Raw genomic sequence first — 15095 nt, 5'->3', positions numbered from 1 at the left:
GTTGCATAAGGTTGTGGTAGTAGAACAAACCTGTGCGGCAGTGTTAGCCCTGAGCTTCCCGTTTCCTCTCGATGGCATCCCAAAGCAGGCTTGCGACATCCGCGCCGCCGAACTTCCTGACTTCACGGATACCCGTTGGAGAGGTCACGTTAATCTCGGTCATAAAGGTGCCGATGACATCGATGCCGACGAAAAGGAAGCCGCGTTCGCGCAGCGCCGGACCAATCCGTTCGCAGATTTCTCTTTCACGCGCAGTCAGCTCCGTCGGTTCAGGGCGACCACCGGCATGCATGTTGGAACGCGCATCATTTTCCGCAGGAACGCGGTTGATTGCGCCAACCGGCTCGCCATCGACAAGCAGAATACGCTTATCGCCCTTTCGAACATCCGGCAGATATTGCTGTGCGATGTAAGGTTCACGGAACATCTGGCCGAACATTTCCAGAAGCGAAGAGAAATTGCGGTCATCACGGGCGGAATGGAATACCCCTGCCCCGCCATTTCCGTAGAGCGGCTTCAGGATGATATCGCCCATTTCCTCGCGGAACCGCGCAATTTCGCTGATATCCTTCGTGATCAGCGTCGCTGGCATCAGGTCTGCGAATTCGGTGACGAAAATCTTTTCAGGCGAATTGCGCACCCATGCCGGGTCGTTCACGACGAGGGTCTTTGGGTGAATACGCTCCAGCAGATGCGTGGAGGTAATGTAGGCCATATCGAAGGGTGGATCCTGGCGAAGATGAATGACATCCATCGTCGAAAGATCGATCCGCTCCGGCTCGGACAGGGAGTAATGATCACCCTTTATGTCACGCAATTCCATCTGTTCGACGGTCGCGTAAATCTTGCCGTCGCGCATGGAGAGGCGATCCGGCGTGTAATGAAACAGGCGGTAACCCCGAGCCTGCGCTTCAAGACTGATCGCGAATGTCGAGTCTCCAGCAATGTTGATTCCGGAAACATGATCCATCTGGATCGCGACGTTCTTGATCTTCGCCATGAGCAGTTCCTTTTCAAAAGCCCGTCTGATTTAGGATAGCGGCCCTTCAAAGGCAACTGCTGCTCAACCCGTGAGTTATGAGTTTTATTGAAGCATCTCTTGCGAGCTCGGACCAGTCCGCTTCAAGGTCGATGTTCTGGCGTGACAGATGTTCTAAGCCATCATTCGCTTGGCGTATTCATGCACGGAAACGAAGGCTGCTTCGGCCCCTGCAATCGCGCGGGCTTCCTCTTCTTCGGACAGATCGATGTCATCAAGAGCCGCGGTAAAGGTGCGCCAATGCAATCCCCTGCCCTCTGGAGCGCCTGCCAAATGTCTTGCGCCGAAGTTTTCATCGAGACCAAGCTTGGCAGCATCCTTGAGCAGGAACGCGGCACCGAGATTGGAGCCCTCAACGACGTAAAGCCAGCCCATAGCCTCAGGCAGATCGAATTCTGCATCGTCCTTCTTGAAGCGAATGTTTTCTTCTCCGGGAATTTCCAGCGACAAATCAGCGAGGTCCTGAGCGATCAAATCCAGTCGGCGACGACCGTGAAGGTCCGGAAGCAGGCCGTCCAGCGTATGGTTGAAGAAGAATGCATCGAGGTCTCTATGGAAGAGATACTGTGTCTTGAGGAAGGTGCCGAAGTTCTCGCGGGTTTCGAACGGCTTTGCCGACATGATGAAGCTATCCAGTGCCTGATGGGCTTGCCGCGTTGCCGCTTTCAGACGCTTGGTGCGGCTGGGCTCGATCTCTGTCACATCAATTGCAAGGCCTGCGGTCGTCATCTTTTAAGCTTCCTCGTGGATCATTCAGTCCGCACATAAAAATCTTTCCTTTTAAAGTCAAATTTAAATGTGGCAGCCCCTTCTTAGCATAGTAACGGTTTCGCTTGCATCTGTGCGGACATTCTGGCTCGCAGCAGTGCCATGAGCATGGGCTTGATGGAGAATGCGTTTGCTTTCTTCTTATTCGTCAGGCTGCGGAGATAACCGCCAGCCGACGTTATCTGTTCCGATCGCTCGAGAATACACGCTATGATTGCGTAAGTTGCTTCCGGACCTATCGCCATCTGTGCCTCATCATAGGCCGATTGGCTGATCGAGAGCATGTTTTTCACGACATTTGCAGCGTTCTTGAGGTCATTCCAGCTCCTGACCGACCCATTCGGTCCATAGAATGATATTTCCGGGCATGCTCTTAGAACCGTCTGGAGATCGTAGCTTTCTTCTGAAGCTGTGCCGTTCTGGTGCCTGTGGATGTGGGAAGCGGGAGAAGGGTTTGTTAACGCCTGCGGCTCTACGAAAGCCGTGGCTGCTTGCTGATCCTCGTCGTCAAAATGATTTTGCGTTTCAAGATGAGATTCGGATTCTGAACTCTGTATAAGCCGCTCATTTTGATAGGCATTGGCGCTTGGTTTTTGCTTTTCTAGCTGATTTTTCAAAAACTTAGCCAGTTCATCGCGGATTTCGACCAGTTGTTCCAGAATGAGGGCCAAATAAGGAGCCTTGGTTTTGCGATCAAGCTGCGAGGTGATGACGCAGTAGCGAGCCTGAAGCATGTCGAATGCACCATCTTCGCCTTCGGCTGCCATCAGTTCGATGAATTTCAGAATATCGCGACGGCAAAGGCTGACCTTTTCGCGCAGACGCTGAAGCTGCAAACGTTCTTCCGCCAAAGTCTCCGCAATGTCTTCTATCTCGGCAGACCGGGACAAGAGAGGTGCGAGCGAAAAACCGTAAGCATCGCTGATGCTGCCTGCCCTGCTTTTGCGGGCATAGCGTTTTCCATTAGGGCTGTCCTTGCGCAGGATCAGTCCTGCATCCACCAAGGCAGCGAGATGCCTACGCAGCGTTTGTTCTGACATGCCGTGGGCGCGAAGCGAGAGTTGCTCGTTGGATGGAAAGACGATCAATCCATGTTCTTCGCTAAGCTCGGTTTTGGGATAGAAACTCAGCAATGCGTTGAGCACACTGAGAGAACGATCCGAAACGCCGAGTGTGGTGCGGGCTTCGCAGATGCGGCGAAACAATTTCCATTTGTCGACCGATTGATGCGGATCGACCTTCTGCGACGCAAACTGACGTGCGAGTTGGGCATAGCTAACCCCTCGCCGCCCGAAAGGCGTCGCTACAATATCGCTATTCATGTCTTTCACCTTCAAAAAGGCAAAAGAAAATCGCTCACCGAAGAGAATTCGATGCCAAGACTCTTGACTATGATTCGCGGAAATGAGATTCTTCGGGTGCTTAAATCAAAGAAAGGCTTCCGCGCGGCAACGTTCGGGGGCTTTTTTCTTTTGGGCTTGCTGCTCCTGTTACGATTTCAGTTGAGGGTTCAAGTCGGCATCACTGCTTCGAGCGGTACTCTTCAAACAGCGATTGCAGATGTTCCAGAACGAAGGATGCGAATTCAGGCGCTTCCTTACGGTCGATGGATATATCGATCTTCCGGTCCGTCTCGACGATCTTGGCGAGCTTCTGTCCGCTTGTGGATGACAACACGCCGCTACGCTTCGGCTCAACTTTCGGCTTGAGATATTCGAGCAAGACCTTGAAGCGTTCTTCGGACGGCAGCTTTTCGACGCGCTCTTCCTGAAGGAAAGACCGTGCAGCTTCATTCTCCTTCGAAGAGGCCAGCTGGTCCGCAAGATCCATCCAGTTGCGCCGTCCGACACCCGGTGCCGGGCCGATCATATCGACAATATCATCCGGGATGCGCCCTACGACCGACAGCATGTTGGAAAGATCGCTCTTATAGAGGGACATCGCCGCCATGATCGTATCACGGGAAAAGCGCAGCTGAAGCTTCTGGGCAAAGCGGGCTTTTTCGATATAGCTCAGGTCACGGCGTTCGTTGTTCTCCTGGCCTTGAGCAACGACAAGCTGCTCATCGGTCAACTCTCGAACGACGGCCCGAACGGGTATGCCGATCTCGGCCACGGCGCGCAGACGGCGATGACCGAAGGCGACCTGATAACGACCGGGCTTGTCGGGATGGGGACGAACGAGGATCGGCACCTGCTGACCCTGTTCGCGAATTGCTTCCACCAGACCGACATCGGCTTCGCGAGAGGCGGGCATGCGGTCGGGAATGAAAGACGGATCGATATCGGTTGGATCGAGCGCAACGATTGCTAGGCCTTCGGCAAGCTTCTTCTCGATTTCCTCGGCACGCTTGCTGCGTTCGGACACTTCGCTGAGCGACTGACCGATCATTCCAACGGGCGAATTGACGATATCCGTGACTAACTCTGGCGAACCGAGAATAGGGCGGATGCGCGGGCGGGCACGCTCGACGGGTGCCTCTGTATTCTCAGGGTTGGAGCCGCCCAGATTGGCGAAGATTTGCTTTCTGCTCATGCGGTTCTACCCCACGCTTTTTTAATCAGGCCTTCGATTTCGGCATTCACATTAGTCATGGATTCCAACGCACGGTCATAGGTGGAGCGGGTAAATTGCGTGCGCTCCACTTCAAAGAGAGTCTGGTTTGTCAGGCCAGCATCCGAGACGGCAGTGCTCTTCAGCATCGGATAATTGAGAACGTTTTCTCCGAAGATCGAACGAAGGAAAGCGACCATCTGGTTCTGCGGGCCGTCGCTTGGCTCGAAACGGGTGACGAGATAACGCATCCAGTGATAATCCGACCGCGCACCGGCTCTGCCGATTTCCGCCAGCAGATCACCGGTCATGGCCAGAAACTGGTTCATCGACATGACATCGAGCATCTGCGGATGAACGGTGACGAGAACGGAGGTCGCTGCTGTCAGCGCCGAGAGCGTGAGATAACCAAGTTGAGGAGGGCAATCGATAACGACCACGTCATAGAAGTTTTGCACTTGGGCGATAGCTTGGCCGATACGGGCAAAGAACAGCGTATCCCCCGGTGCACGGCGCATGAGGGCGCGCGGGGTATCGTGCTCGAATTCCATCAGTTCCAGATTACCCGGAATGATGTGCAGATCGGGAATGTAAGTTCCCCGCACGATCTCGGCAACGGAACGCTGTTCCTCATCATAACGGATTGCGCCGTAGAGCGTCTCGTTCGGACCGACATCGAGTTCCGGCTGGTGGCCGAAGAGTGCAGACAGACTTGCCTGCGGATCGAGATCGATGGCCAGAACGCGGTAACCGCGCAAGGCAAGATATTGCGCCAGATGCGCCGAGGTGGTGGTCTTGCCGGAACCACCCTTGAAATTCATGACTGCGATGACCTGAAGCTCTTCGCCCTCACGGCGATGCGGAAGATAGCGACGTCCACCACGCGCACCCTGATCCAGATGCTTGCGGATGGCGTGAATGTCTTCCACCGAATAGCTGCGACGGCCACCGCCCTGAGACGCATTCAGGTCAGGCAGTTCAGCGGCGATCTGGCGCAGATAGGCCTCGCCGATGCCAATCAGCTTTGCCGTCTCGGACGGAGAGAAATGCCTCATTGTCTTTTCAGCCAGCGGCGCAAATGTATTTGCGTTATGCGCTTGCAACTGTGCAGACAACGCAGCCGAATGCTGTAAAATGAGTCCCGTCAGATCGGGTGCTCTTTCAGCAGTGTTTGGATCGGCGCCTGGTGTCATCTCTCTCTTTTCCACTTGTTGGATCAGTTGCGGTTTTTACCGCTGAAATCGGAAATTTCCGCAACTGAGATATAAGCGCCGATTCTCTTTTTGGCGCAATAGGCAATATTCTGCCCCAAACATGAATCTTTTCAGCGGGCTAAGAGACGTTTTTTGCGTAATTTGCTGTGATGAAGCTCTCGCGCTCCTTATTATCTTGGTGGAAGCGAGCCTGTTAGCCGCGGCTAACTTCAGCCGACGCCACCATTGGAAGTGTCGTCACCCCGTCAAAATGAGAGGGGATAAAGCGGATCGAAATCCATTTGCATTTCTCATTCGGCTGGGCTCTCTTGCACGGTGCAATAAAGAAGGAGGTCATTATGATCTATGACGTTGCCGTGGTGGGTTCTGGTTTTTCGGCAATCAGCTTAGTGACGAACCTTTTGCAGTTGCTACCGGCGAACGCCTCGATTGCCATTGTCGGCGACGACGCGGGTTTCGGACGTGGGACGGCGTATCGCACCGAGCTTCACCTGCACCGACTGAATGTTCCGGCAGCGCGCATGAGCGCGTTTGCAGATCGGCCAAATGATTTTCTGGACTGGCTAGAGAAGCGCGGGAGAAGTCTCGGCGGCTCGGGTTTTGCCAGCCGTAATGATTACGGTCTTTATCTTCGCGACACCCTGGCTGCCCTTTTGCGAGATCAGCGCCAGCGTGCGCGAGTGGACTTCATCAAGGCGAAGGCTGTGTCCTGCGACACCTGCGATGACACCGGCGCCGTCTTTAGGCTGAATGATGGCCGGTTGCTGGAAGCCAAAAATGCGGTGCTCTGTCTGGGTGTCGGTACAGCAAGTTTGCCGCGGCTAACTGGAGAGGTGGATACGGCTCTGCTTCGCCGGGTGGTGAGAAATCCATGGCGGCTGAGTTGGCTTTCCAAGGTTCAGCCGGATGACACGATCTGTATTCTTGGATCGGGCCTGACGATGATCGATCAGGTTCTGTCGCTGCGCAATATGGGGCATAGGGGAAAAATCCATGTGGTGTCGCGCAGAGGTCTGGTCCCGCATGGGCACAGCGTCGCGCCGGTTCATCCTGTTGAGCCAAATCTCAAACCTGTGCGGGCCGAGATCAGCCAAATGCTTTTCGATCTTCGCCAACAGGTGAGGGCAGGGGCGGAGTGGCGTGCGGTGATGGACGGCCTGCGTCCTCGCACGCAGAAACTCTGGCAGTCACTGGGCGAGAGCCAGCGGTCGCGCTTCCTTCGCCATGCACTTGCCTGGTGGAACATCCACCGGCACCGCGTCGCCCCTCAGGTTCACGAGGTTTTCGATGGTCTTGTTCAGCAGGGTATCGTGGAGGTTCATGCGGGCTTCGTCTCCAGAATTGGACGGGCGGCTGACGGCAATCTGCTGACGTTTCGCAAAAGAGGCAAAGAGGAAGAGCAGAGCGTGTCATTTGACTGGCTGGTCAACTGCACTGGAATGGAGCGGGCGGGGATCAGCCATTCGCCGTTGCTGCAGCATATGCTGAAGCAGGATATGATCGACACGGACGCGCTCGGGCTCGGCATTCGCGTGGACGCAGAGTCTCACGTCATGAGTTGCGATGGAGCCTCGAAGCAGGGGGTGTTTGCGGTGGGAGCCTTGACAGCGGGCCAGTTTTGGGAAATTACTGCTGTGCCTGACATACGCGTTCAGACTCGCAATGTCGCTGAAAAGATCGCCAGTCTCCTACGTGAGGAGACGTCGAGCGGTCTGCAAGAATCCCACAAAAATGTACATACGAAGTAGGGAAAGCAAAGCACTATTTGGCTTTGCTATCGATATTTTTCTCGTTTGATTTCAAAGAGATGAGAAAGCGGACATTTTGACTAAAACTGGATGTTTCCGGTGTTCCCAAGGCAAGAACCTGCCTGCCTTGGGAAATCCGTTTGCAACTCTTTAAGCTGCGCTCTTCAGTGCATCGCCAATGGTGGAAACGATCGTGTCGATCTGGTGCTCCTCCACGATAAGGGGCGGGGAGAGGGCGATGATGTCGCCGGTGACGCGGACCAGAAGACCCTTCTTGAAGCAGTCCACGAACACATCGTAAGCGCGCGTGCCCGGGGCGCCATCTCGCGGCGTGAGCTCGATTGCGCCAACAAGCCCGAGGTTGCGGATATCTGCGACATGCTGTGCACGTTTAAGCGAATGCAGAGCGTCTTCCCATTTCTTAGCCAGCCCGGCTGCGCGGGTAAGCAGGCCTTCCTCTTCATAGATTTCCAGCGTGGCGATACCGGCTGCACAGGCGACGGGGTGGCCTGAATAGGTGTAGCCGTGGAAAAGCTCGATCTGGTTGTCCGGGCCGTTCATCAGCGCGTCGTAGATGAAGCGCTTGGCGAAGACGGCGCCCATGGGAATGGCACCATTGGTAATGCCTTTCGCCGTGGTGACGAGATCCGGCACGACGCCGAAATAATCCGTGGCAAAGGGTGTGCCCAGGCGACCGAAGCCGGTGATGACTTCATCGTAGATGACGAGAATGCCGTGCTTGTCCGCAATCGCCCGCAGGCGCTCGAGATATCCCTTCGGTGGCAGAATGACGCCTGCGGAACCGGACATCGGTTCGACGATGACGGCGGCAATCGTTTCTGCGCCGTGAAGGGCAACGAGGCGTTCCAGATCCTCGGCCAATTCGATGCCATGTTCGGGCAGGCCCTTGCTAAACGCATTACGCTCCACATCCAGCGTATGACGCATATGGTCGGCTGGGATCTGCGGGAAGACGCGGCGATTGTTGACGAGACCGCCGACGGAGATGCCGCCGAAGCCGACCCCGTGATAGCCTTTTTCACGACCGATGATGCGGGTGCGCGTTCCCTGGCCGATAGCGCGCTGATAGGCGATGGCAATCTTCAGCGCCGTATCGACAGATTCGGAGCCGGAGCCGGTGAAGAAGACACGGTCGAGTTCGGCAGCGGCACCGCCAGGTGCATGGGCGGCGAGCTTCTCAGCGAATTCGAAGGCGATCGGGTGACCCATCTGAAATGTGGGGGCAAAATCCATCGTGGAAAGCTGCCGCTCGACGGCAGCTGTGATGCGCTTGCGACCATGGCCCGCATTGACGCACCAGAGACCAGCGGTGCCATCGAGAACCTTGTTGCCATCGATATCGGTGTAATACATGCCTTCCGCGCTGGCCAAAAGACGCGGCGATGCCTTGAATTGGCGGTTAGCCGTGAACGGCATCCAGAAATTGGCGAGATTGGGCATGTTGGATTTGCTCTGATGGTCCATCGGTTTCCCCTTGATTTGGATCGCTCATCAATCCGCGACTTTGGGCAGCTCAACAAGTCCTTTTCTTGAGTAAGCTAAGTTACTGTTATTATTGCACGGAGACGTGTATGTTTGCGCTATACCGAACATGTGAAACGCGGAGGTTTCGTTGAGCGTCGATATTGGTAACAGATTGCGGCATCTTCGCTCCATTCACAAGCTGTCGCAACGTGAACTGGCGCGCCGGGCGGGCGTGACGAACTCGACTATTTCGCTGATCGAGTCGAACTCTGCCAATCCTTCGGTCGGGGCCTTGAAGCGTATACTTGACGGCATTCCGATTGGGCTCGCGGAGTTTTTCGCGTTCGAGCCCGAGAAGCCTCGCAAGGCTTTCTATGCGGCGGAAGAACTGGTGGAAATCGGCAAGGGGCCGATCTCCTATCGTCAGATCGGAGACAACCTCTTTGGCCGCAGCCTGCAAATTTTGAAAGAGTGTTATCAGCCCGGGGCCAGCACGGGGCGTGTTCCACTCGTTCATGAGGGAGAGGAGGGCGGTATCGTCCTGTCGGGACGGCTGGAAGTAACCGTGGATGATGAACGGCGCATACTTGGGCCGGGAGATGCCTATTATTTCGAGAGCAGAAGGCCGCATACCTTTCGGTGCGTCGGCCCCGTTGCCTGCGAGGTGATCAGCGCCTGTACGCCGCCGAGCTTTTGAAATTTGAAGCCAGCCGGTGGTGCGCAAAAATTCCGCTCGCAAACTCGTTATATTTTTAGAATCAATCTAAATCAGGCTTGCGTCGCTTCAGTGCTGGGAGTAATTAGAATTATTCTAAAGAGGATAGTTCGATGTTCCGTAGCCTGTTTTCTCTGTCCAAGCGCCCATTCTCATCTCTCAGCGAGCAGGAAATCCTGGCGCTTGCCATTTCTTCGGAAGAGGATGATGCGCGGATCTATCGGTCCTATGCGGAGCATTTGAAGGCGCAGTATCCACAGTCCGCCAAGGTGTTCGAGGATATGGCCGAGGTCGAGCAGACGCATCGGAATGTCCTGATCGACATGCACCGCCAGCGCTTTGGCGAGGTCATTCCGCTCATCCGGCGCGAACATGTGCGTGGCTTCTACGAGCGCAAGCCGGACTGGCTGGTCAAGAACCTGCCGCTGGAGCAGATCCGTGCGCAGGCGGAGGAGATGGAGCAGCAGGCCATTCGCTTCTACGACGAGGCGGTGAAGCGTGTGACGGATGCGGGAACGCGCAAACTGCTGGGCGATCTGGCCGAAGCCGAGCGTGGCCATGAAGATATTGCCGGTATGCTGGGAGACAAGCACCTCTCCGATGAAACGAAATCGGAAGAGGAAGAAACGGCCAAGCGCCAGTTCCTGCTGACCTATGTTCAGCCGGGTCTCGCCGGTCTGATGGATGGTTCGGTTTCCACGCTCGCGCCGATTTTCGCCGCTGCTTTTGCCACGCAGGATACATGGCAGACCTTCCTCATCGGCCTTTCGGCCTCGGTCGGTGCCGGTATTTCCATGGGCTTTACCGAAGCAGCGCACGATGATGGCAAGCTTTCCGGTCGTGGCTCACCGCTGAAACGCGGTCTGGCGTCGGGCATCATGACGGCAGTCGGTGGTCTCGGGCACGCACTGCCTTATCTCATTCCGCACTTCTGGACGGCGACGGCCATTGCAGCCATCGTAGTGTTCGTGGAGCTTTGGGCGATTGCCTTCATACAGAACAAGTTCATGGAAACGCCGTTCCTGCGTGCCGTTTTCCAGGTTGTTCTGGGTGGATCTCTGGTTCTTGCAGCCGGTATTCTCATCGGTAATGCGTGAGAGATAATGACGACGGCTCGCGATGATCGAGCCGTCGTTGTTCGATCAAATCCGACCTATGCGGCTTTTGGCTCCGGCAATGTGCCTGCCTCATCGGGCGTGCCCTTCTCCCGGCGGAATCGATCCAGAAGAAGATAGATGACCGGCGTGGTGTAAAGTGTCAGCAACTGGCTGACGATGAGGCCGCCGACGATGGCATAGCCGAGCGGCTGGCGCAGTTCGGCGCCGGAACCGTGGCCGATAGCCAGCGGAATGCCGCCAAGAAGTGCCGCCATCGTCGTCATGAGAATTGGCCGGAAGCGCATATGGGCGGCTTTGAGAATGGCGTCCTCGCTGTTCAACCCTTCCTCGCGCTCCGCCTGAATGGCGAAATCCACCAGCATGATGCCGTTTTTCTTGACGATGCCGATGAGCAGTATGACGCCAATCATGGCGACGAGCCCGAAATCGAAGCCCGCAAATTGCAAGGCGATGAGCGCTCCAAGCCCGGCGGAGGGCAGGGTGGAGAGGATCGTCAGAGGGTGAATGAGGCTTTCATAGAGCACGCCGAGAATGATGTAGACGGCAACAAGCGAAGCGAGGATGAGGAGCGGAATGGTTCCGAGCGAATCCTTGAAAGCCTTGGCGCTGCCGGAGAAGGTCGTCTGCAAGGACGCAGGCGGATGCATGTTGGCGACCGTCGACTCGATGACCTGTGTTGCCTGTCCCAAAGCGACGTTGGGAGCCAGGTTGAAGGAAACGGTGACGGCGGGCGATTGCCCTTGATGAGAAATCGACACGGGCGATGTGCCATCCGTCGACCATTTTGCGACGACGGATAGTGGCACGAGAGTTCCGTTCGATGCACGCACCGAAAGCCGGTCCAGGGTTGCGATATCGCGTTGCAGGTTCGGAAGAACCTCGAGAATGACACGGAACGTATCGGTCTGGGTCGAGAAGGATGCGACCTGTCTCTGGCCGAAGGCATCGTAAAGCGTGTCATCGATGGCCGAAGGCAACACACCATAGAGGGTGGCTGCTGCGCGGTCGATGTTGATCGTCAGGTTTGGCGCCTCGGCCTGCTGGTCGCTGCCAACATCGCGCAGTTCGGAAACGGTTTGAAGCTTCGTCGTGATTTTGTTGGCCCAGTCGCTGAGCTCAGTTATGTCGGCATCCTGCAAAGTGAACTGATATTGCGTCTTGGCCGGACGCGCACCGATATTGATATCCTGCGCCGACTGCATGAACAGCTTGATGCCCTGTTGCGCATTCAAAGCCGTTCCCAGCCGGTCGATCACTTGTCTGGCGCTCGCATCGCGTTCCTCCAGCGGCTTCAGGGTGATGTTGACGTGACCCTGATTAAGCGCATTGCCGCCATTGCCTCCGCCAATATCCATGAAGACGCTATAGACGGCGGGGTCTTTCATGATGATCTCGCTTACCCGCTCCTGAAGCTTTGCCATTTCGGTGAATGAAATATCGGGCGATGCCTGCGAGAGACCGGCGATGAAGCCCGTGTCCTGCTCCGGAAAGAAGCCTTTCGGCGCGATGACGAAGAGATAGGCCGTGGCCGCGATGGTTGCGATGAATACGGTCAGTGTGATGTAGCGATGGTGGATGACCGGTTTCAGACTGTCGATATAGAGGCTGGAAAGCTTGTTGAAGAAAACTTCCCCGGCCTTGTAAAAGCGTCCGCGCTCGTTTTCTGGAATGGGGCGGATGAACTTTGCCGCCAGCATCGGTGTCAGTGTCAGCGAAACCACGGCGGAAATGAGGATCGCGACCGTCAGGGTCACGGCAAATTCGCGGAACAGGCGCCCGACGATGCCGCCCATCAGCAGGATTGGGATCAGCACGGCAATAAGAGAAAGGCTGATCGAGACTATGGTGAAGCCGATCTCTCGCGCGCCAGTCAGCGCCGCCTGCTGCGGAGGGACGCCTTCTTCTATATGGCGCGTGATGTTTTCCAGCATGACAATGGCGTCATCCACAACGAAACCAACAGCGACGACCAGCGCCATGAGCGAAAGATTATCAAGGCTGAAACCCAGCAGCCACATGGGCGCAAGCGAGCCAGCAAGCGCGATTGGGAGCGTAAGGACGGGAATGATCGTCGCGCGCAGATTTCTGAGAAAGAGAAAGATGACCGCAACGACGAGCCCGATTGTCAGCATCAGGGTGAATTGCACATCATTGACGGACGCGCGGATCGTCGTGGTGCGGTCGGTGACGAGTTCGAGCTTGATGGATTTCGGTAGCGACGCCTGAAGTGCGGGAAGCTGTTCCTTCACCGCGTTCACGACCGCGATGACGTTAGCGCCCGGCTGGCGGAACACATCGAGCGCGATGCCGCGCTCGCCATTCGTCCAATGCGCCATCTTGTTGTCTTCCGCGCCATCGGTCGCCTGGCCGATATCGCGAATGCGCACGGGTCCGCCATTGCGGTAGGCAATAACGGCGTCGTTCCATTCCTGGCTGCTGCCGATCTGGTCGTTGGTGTAGATCGGGAAGGTACGTGTGGGGTCGTCTATATTGCCCTTCGGCGCGCTGAGACTGAGATTGCCGATGGCGGTTCTGACATCTTCAAGCGTCACATCGGCCTGCGCCAGCCGTCCCGGATCGACCGCGATGCGGATTGCGGGCTTCTGCTTGCCGCCGATATTGACGAAGGCAACGCCAGAGACCTGTCCGATCTTGGAGGCGACATTGCGCTCTATATATTCATCGAGTTGCGGCAGCGTCAGCACATCGGAGCTGGCGGAAAGCTGCATGATCGGCGCATCGGCGGGGTTGGCCTTGCGCACGGTCGGAAGAGAGGTCATGTCTTTCGGAAGCTGGCCCGCCGCCTCGCTGATCGCCGTCTGCACATCGCTTGCCGCCGTCTGGATGTCCTCATCCAATCCGAATTGAACGGTGATGTTCGTCGTGCCAAGCGAACTGTTGGACGTCATCTCCGTGATGCCGCTGACGCGCGATAGCGCTTCCTCGATTGGCTGGGCCACGCTGGACGCCATTGTTGCGGGCGAAGCGCCGGGAAGGTTTGCGGCAATCTGGATCGTCGGAAAATCGATCTGCGGCAGCGCCGAAACCGGCATGAAGGGGTAACAGATTGCGCCGACCAGAAAGATACCGCTCATGATCAGCCCGGTCGCGACCGGATGCAGAATGAAGAAATCGAAAAAGCCGCGTTTTTGGGTTTCCTGCTGTGCGGGACCTTCCATCATGGCGTCCCTTTCTCGGCAAGCTCACCGGTGGGAGAGCCCGTCCATGGCGTGACGGAAACCTGCGAACCATCGCCTATCCTCGACTGACCGTCCATGACGACCTTTTCGCCATCCTTGATGCCTTCCGTCACCATTGCGCGTGCATCGGTAACGAAAGCCGTTTTCACGCTGCGCTTTTCCACCTTGTCGCCAGCGCCGACGACATAGGCATAAAGCCCGTCACGCCCGCGAGCCAGCGCCTTGTCTGGAACCACGACGCCGGACTTCTGCTCGACGGTGAGAATGGTGGCGACGGGCAGTCCCGGCCAGAGGTTCTCGGCGGCGTTATCGACAGTGGCTTTGAGGTGAATCGAGCCGTTGGAGGCATCGACCACATTGTCCATCGTCGTCAGCTTGCCCTTGGCCAGCGTCTTGCTGCCATCGGTGGTGATCAACGTCACATCGGCGATGCCCTTTTTGAGTGCTTCACGGATTTCACCGAACCTGTCGCCGGGCGCAACGAAGGAGATGGCGATGGGATTGATCTGGGTAATGGTGACGATGCCATCCGTGGAGCTGGCGCTGATGACGCTTCCCACATCCACCTGCTTGAAGCCGGTACGGCCTGAAAGCGGGGCGACGACTGTGGCAAAGCCCAGCTGGGTCTCGGCGCTCTTGATCATCGCGTCGTCATATTGAACGGCAGCGGCATATTGCTGGCTTGAGGCAATTTTCTGCTCCAGCGTGGAGGCGGAAGCGACGCCTTTTTCCGCAAGCGCTCCGTAACGCTGCGCGTCCGTGCGCGCACTGGTCAGCTGGGCCTCATCCTGTGCCTTCTTGGCTTTCGCGGAAGAAAGTGCTGCCACCAGTTCGCGATCATCGAGCTTCAACAGGACATCGCCCTGTTTGACCATCTGCCCTTCGGCGAAGCTGATCTCCGTCACTTGACCATCTATTCGCGGTCGTACCGTCACGCTTTGAAGCGCGGCAACGGTGCCGATGCCGTTGATTACGCGGTTCAGAACTTCCGTTCGGGCTATATAAGCGGTCACCGGCACAGCGGCGGCGTCCTCTGCGGAAGCCGTGCTTGCCTGTAATGTTAAGAAGCTGGAAATTGCGATGCCGCACACGCGCGCGCAGCGCGTGGCAAGCTGTTGAACATAAGAAATCATCATGCCTGCCACTCCGTATGGGTGGCGAAGTAACGCGCACAATTGATTTTGGTTCAGCGCCCGAATGCCTGTTGAAAATGTTGCTTTATCAGGGACCAAATGGCTGCGTCGGCAAGTGGAAA

Annotated in this window: 11 protein-coding genes; 3 read left to right on the top strand and 8 right to left on the bottom strand. The window is 56.4% G+C overall.

All coding sequences use genetic code 11. The annotated features are described in order from the left end of the window. Positions 1–43: 43 nt before the first annotated feature. The 5 genes from gshB to repA form a co-directional block, all read right to left on the bottom strand. Positions 44–1000, bottom strand: a complete 957-nt coding sequence (gene gshB / locus CFBP5473_RS19210; RefSeq protein ID WP_027674709.1) for a glutathione synthase — start codon at positions 998–1000, stop codon at positions 44–46. A gap of 153 nt (positions 1001–1153) precedes the next feature. Next, entirely contained in the window at positions 1154–1768 is a 615-nt protein-coding gene (locus tag CFBP5473_RS19205; protein WP_027674710.1) for a biliverdin-producing heme oxygenase, read from the bottom strand. Positions 1769–1851: 83 nt separating this feature from the next. Then, the gene (gene repC, locus CFBP5473_RS19200) at positions 1852–3129 is read right to left on the bottom strand and encodes a plasmid replication protein RepC (protein ID WP_027674711.1); all 1278 of its coding nucleotides are present in this window, start codon (positions 3127–3129) and stop codon (positions 1852–1854) included. 199 nt (positions 3130–3328) lie between these two features. Then, positions 3329–4342: a plasmid partitioning protein RepB gene (gene repB / locus CFBP5473_RS19195; protein WP_027674712.1), complete on the bottom strand. Its 1014-nt coding sequence runs from the start codon at positions 4340–4342 to the stop codon at positions 3329–3331. After that, the gene (repA, locus tag CFBP5473_RS19190; protein ID WP_084631550.1) at positions 4339–5553 is read right to left on the bottom strand and encodes a plasmid partitioning protein RepA; all 1215 of its coding nucleotides are present in this window, start codon (positions 5551–5553) and stop codon (positions 4339–4341) included. Before repA ends, repB begins: the two co-directional genes overlap by 4 nt. Before the next feature lie 359 nt (positions 5554–5912). Between repA and CFBP5473_RS19185 the strand changes: the two genes are divergently transcribed. Then, positions 5913–7322, top strand: a complete 1410-nt coding sequence (locus CFBP5473_RS19185; RefSeq protein ID WP_051441225.1) for an FAD/NAD(P)-binding protein — start codon at positions 5913–5915, stop codon at positions 7320–7322. 150 nt (positions 7323–7472) lie between these two features. Here CFBP5473_RS19185 and aptA read toward each other — a convergent pair whose 3' ends face one another. Then, positions 7473–8807, bottom strand: a complete 1335-nt coding sequence (aptA, locus tag CFBP5473_RS19180; RefSeq protein WP_027674713.1) for an omega-aminotransferase AptA — start codon at positions 8805–8807, stop codon at positions 7473–7475. A 148-nt stretch (positions 8808–8955) separates the two neighbouring features. On the opposite strand from aptA, the gene CFBP5473_RS19175 reads away from it, so the two are divergent. Continuing rightward, the gene (locus CFBP5473_RS19175) at positions 8956–9504 is read left to right on the top strand and encodes a cupin domain-containing protein (protein WP_027674714.1); all 549 of its coding nucleotides are present in this window, start codon (positions 8956–8958) and stop codon (positions 9502–9504) included. Between the two features lie 131 nt (positions 9505–9635). Beyond that, positions 9636–10619, top strand: coding sequence for an iron exporter MbfA (mbfA, locus tag CFBP5473_RS19170; protein WP_027674715.1), 984 nt, complete (start codon positions 9636–9638; stop codon positions 10617–10619). A gap of 56 nt (positions 10620–10675) precedes the next feature. Here the strand turns inward: mbfA and CFBP5473_RS19165 are convergent, their stop codons facing one another. Together CFBP5473_RS19165 and CFBP5473_RS19160 are read right to left on the bottom strand one after the other, a co-directional pair. Then, a complete protein-coding gene (locus tag CFBP5473_RS19165; RefSeq protein ID WP_051441221.1) occupies positions 10676–13822 on the bottom strand; it encodes an efflux RND transporter permease subunit in 3147 nt (1048 codons plus the stop codon). Beyond that, on the bottom strand, positions 13819–14976 hold the full coding sequence (locus CFBP5473_RS19160) for an efflux RND transporter periplasmic adaptor subunit (RefSeq protein ID WP_234881856.1): 1158 nt from the start codon (positions 14974–14976) through the stop codon (positions 13819–13821). The genes CFBP5473_RS19165 and CFBP5473_RS19160 overlap by 4 nt, the downstream gene beginning before the upstream one ends. Between the last annotated feature and the right edge of the window lie 119 nt (positions 14977–15095).

It is taken from the genome of Agrobacterium larrymoorei (genome assembly GCF_005145045.1).
In the GTDB taxonomy this organism is placed as follows: Bacteria; Pseudomonadota; Alphaproteobacteria; order Rhizobiales; family Rhizobiaceae; genus Agrobacterium; species Agrobacterium larrymoorei.
The sequence above is the reverse complement of the archived record's forward strand: the minus strand, read 5'-3'. Positions and strand labels throughout refer to the sequence as shown.

Excerpts from the sequence above, each read along its gene's own strand:
- gshB (WP_027674709.1), bottom strand. The coding sequence starts at position 1,000 with ATGGCGAAGATCAAGAACGTCGCGATCCAGATGGATCATGTTTCCGGA.
- CFBP5473_RS19205 (WP_027674710.1), bottom strand. The coding sequence starts at position 1,768 with ATGACGACCGCAGGCCTTGCAATTGATGTGACAGAGATCGAGCCCAGC.
- repC (WP_027674711.1), bottom strand. The coding sequence starts at position 3,129 with ATGAATAGCGATATTGTAGCGACGCCTTTCGGGCGGCGAGGGGTTAGC.
- repB (WP_027674712.1), bottom strand. The coding sequence starts at position 4,342 with ATGAGCAGAAAGCAAATCTTCGCCAATCTGGGCGGCTCCAACCCTGAG.
- repA (WP_084631550.1), bottom strand. The coding sequence starts at position 5,553 with ATGACACCAGGCGCCGATCCAAACACTGCTGAAAGAGCACCCGATCTG.
- CFBP5473_RS19185 (WP_051441225.1), top strand. The coding sequence starts at position 5,913 with ATGATCTATGACGTTGCCGTGGTGGGTTCTGGTTTTTCGGCAATCAGC.
- aptA (WP_027674713.1), bottom strand. The coding sequence starts at position 8,807 with ATGGACCATCAGAGCAAATCCAACATGCCCAATCTCGCCAATTTCTGG.
- mbfA (WP_027674715.1), top strand. The coding sequence starts at position 9,636 with ATGTTCCGTAGCCTGTTTTCTCTGTCCAAGCGCCCATTCTCATCTCTC.
- CFBP5473_RS19165 (WP_051441221.1), bottom strand. The coding sequence starts at position 13,822 with ATGATGGAAGGTCCCGCACAGCAGGAAACCCAAAAACGCGGCTTTTTC.
- CFBP5473_RS19160 (WP_234881856.1), bottom strand. The coding sequence starts at position 14,976 with ATGATGATTTCTTATGTTCAACAGCTTGCCACGCGCTGCGCGCGCGTG.